We start from the raw sequence: 12,105 nt of genomic DNA, 5'->3' as shown, positions 1-12,105 counted from the left end.
CTTGCCCTCTGCGTTTGCGGCTTTTTCCGCCACTTGCAGCAGGCGGTTCGCCCCGTAGGGGAATGTTGACGCGTCAATACTGTCGATCAATTCAGCGTTTGAGTTGGATCATTCGGAGAGCATGCGGCAGTATCTTCTGAGATGCTTGTCTATCCGCCGAATTCAGCCTGAACAACGAAGGACGCTTTCGAGCGTCCTGGTGGAGGCTTCTAAGGGAAAAGGTGGGCCGTGAGGCGCTACCGGCCCTCAAGGCGTTTGAGGGCCGTCCAAGTGGTCGATCTGACCGCTCTTGGCGAGGCCCAAGCCCGTTACGAAAACCTCAGTTTGACTCCTAGAAAATAATCCTATATAGGACTTTCGCCCTTCCTCGCCGAGGGAGCCGCCGTGATCACCGGGTCCGGATCGGTGCGGGGAGGGGGCGGTGTCCCGAGGTCGGGTCCGGTGATCCGGCGCCCGGGCGACTGACCGGGCGTGTGCCCAGGGGTCGAAAAGAGCCGCGATGCAGAGGCCGGCTTTCGGGCCGGTCCGGGACGCCGGGAGACCGGTTTCCAAATTCATCAGGGTCTCGCGGCGTCCCGCGTCCCCTTCTTCGCCGGTCGTGAAGCGCGACCAACCCGGTCTGGCCGCCGGACGTCCCCCCTTGCCCAATCGGAGGTTTTGCCGTGACGACACTCGCGCCGCCCTTCATGCCCGCCAAACGCATCGCCGAAGCGCGGGACGTCGCCGGGGAGGGCGAATGGTTTCGCGGCTGCCCGGAAGGGCGCTGCCGGGCCGGGCAGCGCTGCTGCGGCTCGCTCCGGCGCTTTCACGAAAATGGTCCGCGCTGCTACCCGACATGCCTCAAGCTGGCGCTAACGGCGCTGCTGGCGAGGCATGCGGGCGACGACGCGCCGGATGAGGCGTTCCAGGACATCCTCGCGCATGACGAGGCCTACTGGGCCACGATCGAAGGGCGCGAGGTCGCAGAACCCTCCCGGTCGGCCGTGCTGTTCTTCTTCCTGACGGCCCTGGCCGAAGAGGTCGAGGGCGCCCCCGCCTGAGGAGCGCGGCGCGCCGGGACTATTTCGGCGCGATCCGGACGATGCGCGACGGCCCGCCGCCGCGCGTTTCCAGCAGCGCGTAGACGGCGCCGTCCGGCCCGACCTTCACGTCCCGCGTGCGCCCGCCGAGCGGGATGCGCTCCTCGCTGACGACCCGGCCGTTCTCCAGGCGGAGGACGACGAGGCCCTGGCTGACGAGGCCGCCGACCAGGAGGGCGCCGCGCCAGTTCGGGAACAGGCTCCCCTCATAGACGGCCATGCCGGAGGGGCCGATGACCGGGTCCCAGTAATAGACGGGCTGCTCGGTGCCGTCGCGCTGGGTGACGCCGCGGCCGACCTTCTGGCCGCTATATTCGACCCCGTAGGTCACCTCGGGCCAGCCGTAGTTCTTGCCGGGTTCGGGGTGGTTCAGCTCGTCGCCCCCGCGCGGCCCGTGCTCGACGATCCAGAGCCGGCCGGACGAGTCCAGCGTCGCGGATTGCACGTTGCGGTGGCCGTAGGACCAGATGGCGGGCTGGGCTCCCTTCCTGTCGACAAAGGGATTGTCGGCCGGGGCCGACCCGTCCGGGTTGATGCGGAACACCTTCCCGAGCCCGCTGGAGAGCTGCTGCGCCTGCACCCGCGGTTCGCGGTCGGAGCGCTCCCCGACGGTCACGAAGAGCTTCCCGTCCGGTGCGAAGACGAGGCGGGAGCCGAAATGCATGTTGTTCTGCCAGGCGGGCGTCTGGCGGAAGATCACCTGCACGTTCTCGAGCCGCGGCTGCCCGTTCTCCTCCACGAGCTTGCCCCGCGCCACGCTCGTGCCGTTGCCGCCGCCCTGCCGCGGCTCGCTGAAGGAGACATAGACGAGCCGGTCCTCGGCGAAGTTCGGGCTGAGCGCCACGTCGAGAAGCCCGCCCTGGCCGCGGGAATCGACCTTCGGCACGCCCTTGATCGGCTCGCCGGGCGTTCCGTTCGGCGGCACGATCCGGAGCTGGCCCGACTTCTCGGTCACGATCATCCGGCCGTCCGGCAGGAACTCGAAGCCCCAGCCGCCCTGGATGCCCTCGGCGACCGTGGTGGTCGCGACGGCGGTTGGCTCGGCAGGCGCCGGCGCACGGGTCTGCCCCGGGAAGGCCGGCTTCTGGTCCGGCGCATTGGGCGGCGCCGTCTCGGCGCTCGCCGCCCAGGCCGCGGGTGCGGAAAGGCTCCCGGCCACGAGGGCCGCCGCGATTGCCACGGTTCTCTTCCGCATCCGTCACTCCCGTCGCTCTTGTCCGTGCTCTTCAGCGAACCAACGACCTCCGTCTGCGTTCCCACGCATCGGCGGCTTCGATGTCGCTCCCTTACGGATGTGATCGATGGCTGGCGCCCTGCCAACGCCCCCTGCGGAGACCCGGGTCGCGCCGCCCGACATGCCGGGGATGCAGGGGCTGCTGACGATCGTCGTCGGCGTCGTCGTGGTGGCGGCCCTCTATGTCGGGCGCGACATCTTCATCCCCGTGGTGCTGGCGATCCTGCTGAGCTTCGTGCTGGCGCCGCTGGTCGCGCTGCTCCGCCGCTTCCGCATCCCGCGCGTCCCGGCGGTCGTGCTCACCGTGCTGTTCGCGATCAGCCTGATGGCCGCCGTGAGCGGCGTCATCGGCCTCCAGGTCGCCCAGCTCGCGCAGGACGTCCCCCGCTACCAGGCTACCATCCTCACCAAGGTCGACCACCTGCGGGAAGCGACCTTGGGCCGGGTGAACGAGCTGATCCGCAGCGTGGGCCGGCAGATCGAGCAGGCCACGAACGAGCCGCCGGCCGCCACGACCCCGAGCGAGACTGGCGAGACCACCCCGCCGCCGCTCCCCGTCCAGGTGAAGGAGCGCCCCGCAACGCCGTTCGAGATCGCGCAAAGCGTGCTCGGGCCGGTGGTGCATCCTCTGGCGACTGCCGGCATCGTGCTGATCGTGGCGATCTTCATCCTCCTGCAGCGGGAGGATCTGCGTGACCGGATGATCCGGCTCTTCGGCTCGCAGGACCTGCACCGCACCACGGTCGCGATGGACGACGCCGCGCGCCGCCTCTCGCGCTACTTCCTCACCCAGCTCGCGCTGAACACGGTCTTCGGCATCGTCATCGGGATCGGCCTGTGGGCGATCGGCGTGCCGAGCCCGATCCTGTGGGGCGTGTTCGCGGGGCTGATGCGCTTCGTGCCCTATGTGGGCGCGCTGGTATCGGCCGTGTTCCCGATCGCCCTCGCGGCCGCGGTCGATCCCTCCGGCTGGACGATGGCGCTCTGGACCGTGGCCCTGTTCGCCGTGACCGAGCCCCTCATGGGCCACGTGATCGAACCGATGGTCTATGGCCACTCGACCGGGCTCTCGCCCTTCGCGGTCATCATCTCGGCGATCTTCTGGACGTGGCTCTGGGGGCCGATCGGCCTCCTCTTGTCGACCCCGTTCACCGTGGTCCTCGTGGTGCTCGGCCGGCATGTCGAGCGGCTCGAATTCCTCGATGTGCTCTTCGGTGACAGGCCCGCGCTCACCCCGGTCGAAAGCTTCTACCAGCGCATGCTGGCGGGCGACTCGGACGAGGCGCTCGAACATGCCGAGCTCCTGCTCAAGGAGCGTCCGCTCTCCGCCTATTACGACGAGGTCGCCCTGAAAGGCCTCCAGCTCGCGGCCAACGACGCGACGCGCGGCGTTCTGACAAAGCCGCAGCTCGAGACGATCCGGGGCGCGATCGCCGACCTGGTCGAGGATCTGGACGACCACCAGGACATCGAGCCCTCCTCCGACCCCTCGGGCGGCGCGCCGGTCGCACCGCCGCGGCGCGAGCAGGAGGTCGGCGCCGAACCGCCCCTGGACGTGCAGGCGCCCGATCCCGAGCGCCTTCCGCCGGAATGGCGGCACGAGGGCGCGATCCTCTGCATCGCCGGCCGCGGAACGCTCGACGAGGGCGCTGCCGCGATGCTGGCGCAGCTTCTGCGCAAGCACGGGCTCGGCGCCCGGGTCGTGCCGCACGAAGCCGTGTCGCGCGACCATATCCGCCGACTGGACACGACAGGCGTGGCGATGGTCTGCATCTCGTATCTGGAGATCAGCGGCAGCCCGGCTCACCTCCGTTACCTGCTCCGGCGGCTCCGCCAGAAGCTGCCGAAGGCGCCGCTCCTCGTCGGCCTCTGGCCGCGCGAGGACGCGATCCTGACGGACGCCTCGCTGCGCAGCCAGGTCGGCGCTGATCACTACGTCGTGACCCTGCGCGAGGCGCTCCGCGTCTGCCTGGAGGCCGCGGAAGCGGCAGCCGCAGCGGCAAACCCGGAGGAGCTGGCGCCCGAGCCCCGCAAGGAGCTCGAGGCCGCGATCTAGGGAGCGTCGGCTCCGCTGCCGCTGAGGGGGTTCGCCTCGTCCCACGAATAGCGGAGCGTCTCGAAGCGCATCGCGAGCGCATCCACCATGAGGAGCCGGCCGACGAGCCCGGTGCCGAAGCCGACGATCTCGCGCATGACCTCCATTGCCATCAGCGAACCCATGACACCCGCAAGCGCCCCGAGAATGCCCGCCTCCGCGCAGGTCGGCACCGCACCGGCCGGCGGCGGCTCGGGAAACAGGCAGCGATAGGTCGGGTTGGGGCGGCCGTCCGATCCGGTCTCGTGCGCCCGGATCGTCGTAAGGGACGCGTCGAACTGGCCGAGCGCTGCCGTGACCAGGGGCTTCCTCTCGAAAAAGCAGGCGTCCGAGACGGCGTAGCGCGTGTCGAAATTGTCCGAGCCGTCAGCGACGACGTCGTAGGGGTGGATGAGCTCGCGTGCGTTCTCGGTACTGAGCCGGGTCACATGCGCCTCGATCTCGACGCCCGGGTTGAGGCGGCGCACCGCGTCCTCCGCGCTCGCCACCTTGAGGCGTCCGATGTCGGGCGTCCCATGCAGGATCTGCCGCTGCAGGTTGGAGAGCGACACCGTGTCGTCGTCCACGATGCCGATCGTTCCGATCCCCGCAGCCGCGAGATACTGGACGAGGGGCGATCCGAGCCCGCCCGCACCGATCACGAGGACGCGGGCCGCGCGGAGCTTTGCCTGCCCCGGCCCGCCGACGTCACGCAGCACGAGGTGGCGGGCATAGCGTTCGATCTCGTCGGTCGAGAGCTTCATCCTGCGCTCCGTGCGCGGCCCTCCGGGACCGCTCCCGGCTGCCCTCTCGGCTCTTTCGCGCCGGCGATCAAGCTCGGGGCAGGGGCAGGACGCCGGTACGCGCTCGATCTATGCCGAGGCCTTCACGCCGCCATCGGTGAGCCGATACCAGGCGATGATGGCCGACACATAGGCCTTGTGAAGGGCGTGAAGCGGCAGCCTCTTGATGCCCGTGACCGGGAAGGGCAGGGCGGAGCGGTCGCCCGTGGCAACATATTCGGCGAGCTTCATGCCCATCGCGGTCTGCAGCCCGACGCCCCGGCCCATGCAGCCGATATCGATCGTCAGGCCCGGCTCCGGTTCGTGCAGGTGGGGCAGGAAATCGCGTGTCAGGGCCACGCGTCCGCACCAGCGGTACTCGATCGGCGTGCCCTGGAGCTGCGGGAACATCTTCACGAGCACCCGCTCGAGATGGGCCCAGTCCTCCGGTCCCTTCGGTTCACGGAAGGGACCGCGCCCGCCCATGAGGAAGCGGCCCGTGTGGTCGAGCCGGAAGTAGAGCAGGAGCTTGCGCGTGTCGGACGTGACTTGCCCTTCCGGCAGGATGGACTTGCGCAGGTTGTCCGAAAGCGGCGCCGTCGCGATCTGGAACGAGTTCGGGGCGATGATGGTCTCGCGCAGGCTCGGCCAGAGATCACCCGTATAGCCGTTGGTGCAAAGGACGACGCGGTCCGCCGTGACGCTCGCGCCGTTTCCGGTGGCGACCGTCCAGCGGCCGCCTTTGCGCGTCAAGCCCGCAGCCCGCGTCCCGCCGTGGATGGTGGCGCCGGCCGCGATGGCGACCCGGGCGAGTTCCCGCGCATAGGCCAGCGGCTGCACGGCCCCGCCGCGACGGTCGATCCAGCCCGCATCGTATTGCGGCGTGCCGAGGAGGCGCTCGGTTGCCGTCTTGTCGAGATATTCCGTGTCTGCGCCGCGCCGTGCCCATTGTTCGGCCCGGCTCCGGACGGTCTCGACCGAGGCGGGGGTGTGTGCGCCCTGGATCCAGCCGGCCCGGACATGCGGGACGTCCAGCCCGTGGCGGCGGATCAGGTCGAACACTGCGTCTGCCGTCCCACCGACGAACGGAACGAGCCGCTCGGCCGTATCCGGGAACATGCGCGTCAGCTCATCCGGATCGTACTTGATGCCGGGAATGACCTGCCCGCCATTGCGGCCCGAGCCGCCCCAGCCGGGCTCCTGCGCCTCCAGTACGACCGTCTTCACGCCGCGTTCGGCGAGGTGGAGCGCCGTCGAGAGACCCGCATAGCCACCCCCGACCACGCAGACATCCGCATTCGTCGAGACCGCGAGCGGCGGCGTCGGCGGCGGAGGAGGCGCCGTGGCGGCCCAGAGCGAGGGGGCGAGCGGGAAAGGTTCTGCCATGGCGTTTCAGATCGGCCGCAACACGCGACGAAGGAAATCCTGGGTCCGGGGCTGCTTCGGACTCGACAGCACCTCGGCCGCGTTGCCTTCCTCCACGATCACGCCGTGGTCCAGGAAAAGCACGCGATCGGCGACCTCGCCCGCGAAGGAGATCTCGTGCGTGACGACGACCATCGTCATGCCATCCTCGGCGAGGAGCCGCATCACGGAGAGCACTTCGCCGACGAGCTCCGGATCGAGCGCCGAGGTCGGCTCGTCGAAGAGGATCGCCTTCGGCCGCATCGCGAGCGCACGGGCGATCGCGACGCGCTGCTGCTGACCGCCAGAGAGCTCGTGCGGGTAGGACTCTGCCTTGTTCCCGAGGCCCACGCGGTCGAGAAGCTGCCGACCGTGCTCCATGGCGGTCGCCCGTGGCTCGCGCTTCACGTAGATCGGGCCCTCGACCACGTTCTCGATCGCGGTGCGATGGGGAAAGAGGTTGAAGCGCTGGAACACCATCGAGACCTGCGTCCGCACGGCCGTGATCGAGGGTGAATCGCGGTTCACCCTCACGCCTTCGACCGTGATGCTTCCCGCCTCGTAGCTCTCCAGCCCGTTGATGCAGCGCAGGATCGTCGACTTGCCCGATCCCGACGGGCCGATGATGCAGACCACCTCGCCCGCTTCGACGTTCGCAGAGACGCCCTTGATCACCTCCAGCGAGCCGAAGCGCTTGTGGACGTCGACGAGTTCGATCATCGCCGGCCGAACCTCTTTTCGAGCCGCCCTACGATCCAGATGAGCGGCAGGCTCATGCAGAGGTACAGCCCCGCCACCAGCGTGAAGACCGTCGTGTTCTGGAAGGTCGCCGAGGCGATCAGGCGGCCCTGAAGCGCGAGTTCCGCGACCGTGATGGTGGAAGCCTGCGAGGAATCCTTCAGCATCATGATCATGATGTTGCCGTAGGGCGGCAGGACGATCTTGAAGGCCTGCGGCAGGATCACCCGTCGCATGGTGAGCCACCAGCCCATGCCGATCGATTGTGCGGCCTCGAGCTGGCCCTTGTCGATTGCCTCGATCCCGGCGCGGAAATTCTCGGACTGGTAGGCCGAATAGGCGACGCCGAGGCCGATGATCGCGGCCTGGAGTGCGGTGAGCGAGATGCCGAAATCCGGCAGCACGAAGTAGATGTAGAAAAGCTGGACGATGATCGGGATGCCCCGGATCACGTTCACGATCGTCTTGGCCGTCCCGGCAAGCCAGCGGTTCCCCGACACCCGCATCAGGGCCCAGACGAGCCCGAGCACTGTCGAGAGCGCAAGCGAGCCGACCGTGACGAGCACGGTCAGCTTGAGCCCCTGCATCAGGATGGGCAGGTACTCGACCGATTGCTTGAGGAAACTGTCCATCAGGGAAACAAGGCCGTCAGCCTGCGAGGAGCTGCTGGTGACAGGCTCCGCCTGTCGTCACCGGGCGCATCCCGCCGATCGCGATCGCTGCGAGCGCCAATCATCTTGGATCCGAGGCGGCCGGGCGAACTCGGCCGCCACACGGGCGAGCGCTACTCCTCGAGCCCCCACTTGGCGAGGATCTTCTTGATCGTTCCGTCCGCCTTGAGCTTGTCGAGCGAGGTATTGACCTTCTTCAGGAGTTCGCCGTCGCTCTTGCGAACGCCGATGCCGACGGAGCCGACCACCATCGGCTTGTAGCCCTTCACGAGGCGCACCTCGGGGAAGCGGCCCTGCTGCAGGTTGTAGGCGACGATCGGATAGTCGGCGAAGCCGGCCTTGATGCGCCCGGCATTCACGTCGCGCAGGATGTCCGGAATATTGTCGTAGAGCTTCACGTCGCTGAAGAGGCCGCTCTTCTGGAGAGGCTCGACGAAGGCGGTGCCGACCTGCACGCCGACCGCCATCCCCTTCATGTCGTTGATGTCCTTGTACTCCTTCGTGTCCCCCTTCGGCACGAAGAGCCCGTCACCATAAGTGTAGATCGGCCCGGAGAAATCGATGACCTGCTTGCGGGCTTCGGTGATGTACATCGCCGCAGCGATCAGATCGATCCGGCTGGAGGTCAGTGAGCCGATCAGGGCGGAGAATTGCATCGGCTCGACCTGGATGGCGAAACCCGCATCCTTGCCGACAGCTTCCGCGATATCGACCATGATCCCCTGGATCTTGTTCGTCTGCGTATCCAGGAAGGTGAACGGGATGCCCGTCGGGGTGGAGCCGACCTTCAGCGTTTGCTGGGCGAGAGCCGGGCTGGAAACAGCCGCCGCGACGAAAGCTGCCGCCACGAGGGAGCGACGGGAGAAACGAACGCGGAAGGACATTTCTAGGCTCTTTCCTGGGCTGTGATGGCCAACAAGCGTAGCCATAAAACGGTGTCTTGCGCGTGGGCGCAAGCCGCTGTCCGACAGTGAAACTGAGCAATTGGCAGGATTGCAGACAAGGGAGAGAGCGGGGGACACCCAGGCGTCGAGGGCCACCCCTCGCCCATCATGGCCCGCCCGCCTGATCGGTTTCCCCGCGGGATCGTGAAGATCCCGAAACCCGCCGTTGCGTGCTTCCGCCAAGGCGGATGCGCCGGCCCGTCAAGGCTGGCGACCGCGGAGGGACTCGAACTCCGGGGCTAAGTTGCTGGCGAATCTCACCGCGCTCCGCTGCGGTCCTGAAAGATACCCGCCAAAATACCCGGTTTGCTAAGGTGCTTGATGTGGATCACCGGATACCCCCTCGACACGCTTTCGGCGGGCGTCGATCCTGGCCTCGATCTCCTGCTCGTCCCACCGAACGATACCCGGGGCAAGCTCTATTGACCGCGGAAAGTTCCTCTTCTCCATCCACTTGTATACGGTCGATCTGCCGAGCTTTGTACGTTCAATGACATCGCTTATGCGCAGGAGGGTGATGCTCATAGTCCGCCTCCCGTGTCAGCTTAGTCCTGGCACCTCGCCGAGGTTCGGCCACCCACGTAGGAACGATCGCAGACGGGGCACCGCTTCATGAGCGGGCCAGGCACGTAACCACCGCCGGCCGGAGTGGGCTGCTCGGGTCGGCTGGGAGTGTCGGGATTAGTCGGACGAGCGCTCGGGGTCGGGGGAGGGCGGTGCGACACCGGCCTCATCCTTCGGCGCCGTCGAAGGCTTAAGGCGCTTCTTCAGAGCTTCCGGCCAGACCGCGACCAGACCTCGCGAGAGCGGCACATTGTGCGTTCCGGCAAACAGCTTCGCCTCCTCGGCCGGACCCATCCCGAGCGCCATCACGGCCCGGGTAAGGTCCTTCGGCCCGCACGGGCTTGGCCATCAGCCGGACATCATCGTAGCTTTAGCTCGGGCGATCAACAATCCGTTCGCCGGGACGATCCAGGAGGCCTTCGGGGTCCAGTACATCGGGCACTGGATGCTCCTCGGCAAGGCGAACAGCCAGACGTTGTACGGCGCGCTCCCCCCGAATTCGGCTATGGCTCAGCGCTGGTGCAGCCCATTCCGGTTCGAAAGTGTCTATGCCGGAGGCGGCGGGGGTGGTGCCACGGGCGGCACCGAAAGCGGCGGCTGGTGGATCGACTACGACGGGGCCAGCATTCACGTGACGAACTGGCTCGCCAATGACCTGCAGGTCCGCTGAACCGCGCTCGAGGTGTTCTGATGCCCCTGTGGTTTCTGGACGAGGCCGGCAGCTATGTCGGCGAGAACTCGACCGCCTATCCGGCTCCGGCCGAAATGGTGGAGCGGATCCGCGCGAACCTTCCGGCCGGCGTGGCGCGGATCGAGGATGTCCCGCCGCTCACGGGCGAGTTCTGGCCCTGGCCGCCGCGGCGGACGGGCGGCAGCTCAAGCCGGCGATCGACGCCGCGCTCGATCGCGACCAAGTTGCGGCAGACGAGCAGGATGGCGCCCGGCTGACCGGCGTGCCTGCCGGCGCCGACGTCCTGATCAGCGGGCCCCACCAGGACGGGTTCGTGTCGGACGGCAGCGAGATCGAGCTCGTTTTTTGCCGATCCCGGCCCGCACGAGCTCAGGATCATGGCGCCTGGGTGCCGGCCGGAGCGACTGAGCATCATGGCCAAGCCCGCTGGGGAGACGACGCCTCGAAAGCGGAAGCGAAGCAACCGAGCGGCGACCGGCCAGCAGGTCGTCGTCGGCCGCGCGGCAGAGGCGTTCGCAGGCGAACTGCTGGCCGATGTCGAGACCCACTATGACGGCCTCTCCGCGCCGCTCCAGGCCGCCGTCGCCATGGCGGCCGAGGCGAAGTCTCACCTGGCCGGAGCGCCGTCCGAGCGCATCGCGCGGCTCGCCGAGGCTCAGAGCAGCACGCCGGAGGCGCTCGCGCACGCGATTATCGAGCGACGCAACCGCTTCTGGGCACTTCAGGAAGAGCGCGCAGCCGTGCAACGGGACATCCGCGATCTCGGAGCACGCAGCGAGCGCCGGCAGTGCTTTGCTGGGATCATGAAGGCGAATGGCATCGACGCGCGTAGGGGGGGGCATGGGCAACCCCCGTCTCCGTCGTTCCCGCCCGCTCCTAGTTCGCCTCCTTACCCACAAGTTCCACCGGGCGTGCGCGCCGCCGGAGCGATCACGCATGGCCCGATCCGCCTGTCGACTTCATCTATGCCGAGGGCACGATCACGCTGACCAACGGCTCAAATATCGCCGTCGGCCAGGACGTCGTCGCCTGAGACCTCGCCGTCCTGCCGTACGACATCGTTTTCCTGCAGAGCGGGCGGGGTGCCACGGCGATCCGCGAGGTCCTCGGCCCCAACCAGCTGCGGATCGCCCGCCCCTGGGCCGGCCGACCGTCACAGCGGTCCCGTACTTTGTCCTGCGCTTGATCAAGCACACCGATCCCAGAGTCTACGGCGCGCGGGTCCCGTCCTACATGACTCGGCTGAGAAACATCCCGCAAGACGGGACTATCCTTCAGGCGATCGACCAGCGGGTCGCGCAGGTCGGCGCTGAGGTCGCTGCTGCGGCGGCTAAATCGGAAGCCGAGTGCCGGGCTTCCGCCGCTGCCGCCGATCTCTCGGCTCAAGCCGCGGCCGAGATCGCGTTGGGCAATCTTGGGGCCGCGGCGCTTATCGCCTTGCTCGAGGCGGTGGCGCCACTCCTACCGTCCTCCCTACCGGCACAGTCCGGCAAGATCTGTAACGCCGGCGGCTTCCTCGCAATCTCCTGATCGGATCATCACATGCTGAACCGTCTCGCCGCGGCAACCCTCACCCTGCTGCTGCCCTCACTCGCGTTCGCTCAGGCCAGCCTTCCTCCGCCGCCGGTGAAGGACACGCCGACGGATGCGACACGCGCCGTGAACCGCAACTTCGTCGATGGCGAGTTCGCGAAGCGCGGGCGCTACAGCGTCAAGTCTCAGCCTTTCGGCGCAAAGGGCGATGGCCTCCGACGCGAAGGCTGCGCCACCACGGCGGGGTCTGCGGTCCTGACCTGCCCAAGGGCGGCGTTCACGGCCGGCGACGTCGGCAAAACCGTCATCCTGAAGCGTGCCGGGGCAAGTGGCGGCCAGATGATCTCCACGATCACTTCCCGGACCTCCGCGACCACCGTCACGATGGCGG

At 67.9% G+C, this 12,105-nt stretch carries 13 protein-coding genes; 6 read left to right on the top strand and 7 right to left on the bottom strand.

Annotation, left to right across the window (positions count from 1 at the left end; genetic code table 11):
* Positions 1-662 precede the first annotated feature (662 nt).
* Positions 663-1,040 (top strand): hypothetical protein, encoded by a 378-nt coding sequence (locus tag ACO2SS_RS26445; protein WP_423280855.1) that lies wholly within the window; start codon positions 663-665, stop codon positions 1,038-1,040.
* A 19-nt stretch (positions 1,041-1,059) separates the two neighbouring features.
* Here ACO2SS_RS26445 and ACO2SS_RS26440 read toward each other — a convergent pair whose 3' ends face one another.
* Positions 1,060-2,274: a PQQ-dependent sugar dehydrogenase gene (locus tag ACO2SS_RS26440; RefSeq protein WP_423280854.1), complete on the bottom strand. Its 1,215-nt coding sequence runs from the start codon at positions 2,272-2,274 to the stop codon at positions 1,060-1,062.
* Between the two features lie 106 nt (positions 2,275-2,380).
* Here ACO2SS_RS26440 and ACO2SS_RS26435 point away from each other — a divergent pair, with 106 nt between their 5' ends.
* Complete coding sequence (locus tag ACO2SS_RS26435) at positions 2,381-4,369, top strand: AI-2E family transporter (RefSeq protein WP_423280853.1); 1,989 nt, start codon at positions 2,381-2,383, stop codon at positions 4,367-4,369.
* On the opposite strand, the gene ACO2SS_RS26430 is transcribed toward ACO2SS_RS26435, so the two are convergent.
* The 6 genes from ACO2SS_RS26430 to ACO2SS_RS26405 all read right to left on the bottom strand — a co-directional run bounded on the left by ACO2SS_RS26430 (position 4,366) and on the right by ACO2SS_RS26405 (position 9,451).
* Entirely contained in the window at positions 4,366-5,151 is a 786-nt protein-coding gene (locus tag ACO2SS_RS26430; RefSeq protein ID WP_423280852.1) for a HesA/MoeB/ThiF family protein, read from the bottom strand. The two genes, ACO2SS_RS26435 and ACO2SS_RS26430, sit on opposite strands and share 4 nt — an antisense overlap.
* A gap of 108 nt (positions 5,152-5,259) precedes the next feature.
* Positions 5,260-6,555 (bottom strand): NAD(P)/FAD-dependent oxidoreductase, encoded by a 1,296-nt coding sequence (locus ACO2SS_RS26425; protein WP_423280851.1) that lies wholly within the window; start codon positions 6,553-6,555, stop codon positions 5,260-5,262.
* Positions 6,556-6,561: 6 nt separating this feature from the next.
* On the bottom strand, positions 6,562-7,293 hold the full coding sequence (locus ACO2SS_RS26420) for an amino acid ABC transporter ATP-binding protein (protein WP_423280850.1): 732 nt from the start codon (positions 7,291-7,293) through the stop codon (positions 6,562-6,564).
* Positions 7,290-7,943 carry an amino acid ABC transporter permease gene (locus ACO2SS_RS26415; protein WP_423280849.1) on the bottom strand — a complete coding sequence of 218 codons (654 nt, stop codon included), beginning with the start codon at positions 7,941-7,943 and terminating at the stop codon, positions 7,290-7,292. Before ACO2SS_RS26415 ends, ACO2SS_RS26420 begins: the two co-directional genes overlap by 4 nt.
* Positions 7,944-8,095: 152 nt before the next feature.
* The gene (locus ACO2SS_RS26410) at positions 8,096-8,866 is read right to left on the bottom strand and encodes an ABC transporter substrate-binding protein (RefSeq protein WP_423280848.1); all 771 of its coding nucleotides are present in this window, start codon (positions 8,864-8,866) and stop codon (positions 8,096-8,098) included.
* 369 nt (positions 8,867-9,235) lie between these two features.
* The gene (locus ACO2SS_RS26405; protein WP_423280847.1) at positions 9,236-9,451 is read right to left on the bottom strand and encodes a helix-turn-helix transcriptional regulator; all 216 of its coding nucleotides are present in this window, start codon (positions 9,449-9,451) and stop codon (positions 9,236-9,238) included.
* A gap of 289 nt (positions 9,452-9,740) precedes the next feature.
* Here ACO2SS_RS26405 and ACO2SS_RS26400 point away from each other — a divergent pair, with 289 nt between their 5' ends.
* From ACO2SS_RS26400 to ACO2SS_RS26385, 4 genes are all read left to right on the top strand, one after another.
* Positions 9,741-10,160 carry a hypothetical protein gene (locus ACO2SS_RS26400; protein ID WP_423280846.1) on the top strand — a complete coding sequence of 140 codons (420 nt, stop codon included), beginning with the start codon at positions 9,741-9,743 and terminating at the stop codon, positions 10,158-10,160.
* A 20-nt stretch (positions 10,161-10,180) separates the two neighbouring features.
* Positions 10,181-10,438 (top strand): hypothetical protein, encoded by a 258-nt coding sequence (locus ACO2SS_RS26395; RefSeq protein WP_423280845.1) that lies wholly within the window; start codon positions 10,181-10,183, stop codon positions 10,436-10,438.
* A gap of 156 nt (positions 10,439-10,594) precedes the next feature.
* On the top strand, positions 10,595-11,170 hold the full coding sequence (locus ACO2SS_RS26390) for a hypothetical protein (protein ID WP_423280844.1): 576 nt from the start codon (positions 10,595-10,597) through the stop codon (positions 11,168-11,170).
* Positions 11,171-11,723: 553 nt separating this feature from the next.
* Positions 11,724-12,105 (top strand): hypothetical protein (locus tag ACO2SS_RS26385; RefSeq protein ID WP_423280843.1); only part of this gene is annotated, 382 nt, incomplete at its 3' end.

Origin of the sequence: Enterovirga sp. CN4-39 (assembly GCF_049446235.1) — a bacterium.
GTDB lineage: Bacteria > Pseudomonadota > Alphaproteobacteria > Rhizobiales > Beijerinckiaceae > Enterovirga.
This window is presented reverse-complemented; position numbering and strand designations above follow the sequence as displayed.

Excerpts from the sequence above, each read along its gene's own strand:
- ACO2SS_RS26440 (WP_423280854.1), bottom strand. The coding sequence starts at position 2,274 with ATGCGGAAGAGAACCGTGGCAATCGCGGCGGCCCTCGTGGCCGGGAGC.
- ACO2SS_RS26425 (WP_423280851.1), bottom strand. The coding sequence starts at position 6,555 with ATGGCAGAACCTTTCCCGCTCGCCCCCTCGCTCTGGGCCGCCACGGCG.
- ACO2SS_RS26435 (WP_423280853.1), top strand. The coding sequence starts at position 2,381 with ATGGCTGGCGCCCTGCCAACGCCCCCTGCGGAGACCCGGGTCGCGCCG.
- ACO2SS_RS26405 (WP_423280847.1), bottom strand. The coding sequence starts at position 9,451 with ATGAGCATCACCCTCCTGCGCATAAGCGATGTCATTGAACGTACAAAG.
- ACO2SS_RS26415 (WP_423280849.1), bottom strand. The coding sequence starts at position 7,943 with ATGGACAGTTTCCTCAAGCAATCGGTCGAGTACCTGCCCATCCTGATG.
- ACO2SS_RS26390 (WP_423280844.1), top strand. The coding sequence starts at position 10,595 with ATGGCCAAGCCCGCTGGGGAGACGACGCCTCGAAAGCGGAAGCGAAGC.
- ACO2SS_RS26420 (WP_423280850.1), bottom strand. The coding sequence starts at position 7,293 with ATGATCGAACTCGTCGACGTCCACAAGCGCTTCGGCTCGCTGGAGGTG.
- ACO2SS_RS26410 (WP_423280848.1), bottom strand. The coding sequence starts at position 8,866 with ATGTCCTTCCGCGTTCGTTTCTCCCGTCGCTCCCTCGTGGCGGCAGCT.
- ACO2SS_RS26395 (WP_423280845.1), top strand. The coding sequence starts at position 10,181 with ATGCCCCTGTGGTTTCTGGACGAGGCCGGCAGCTATGTCGGCGAGAAC.
- ACO2SS_RS26430 (WP_423280852.1), bottom strand. The coding sequence starts at position 5,151 with ATGAAGCTCTCGACCGACGAGATCGAACGCTATGCCCGCCACCTCGTG.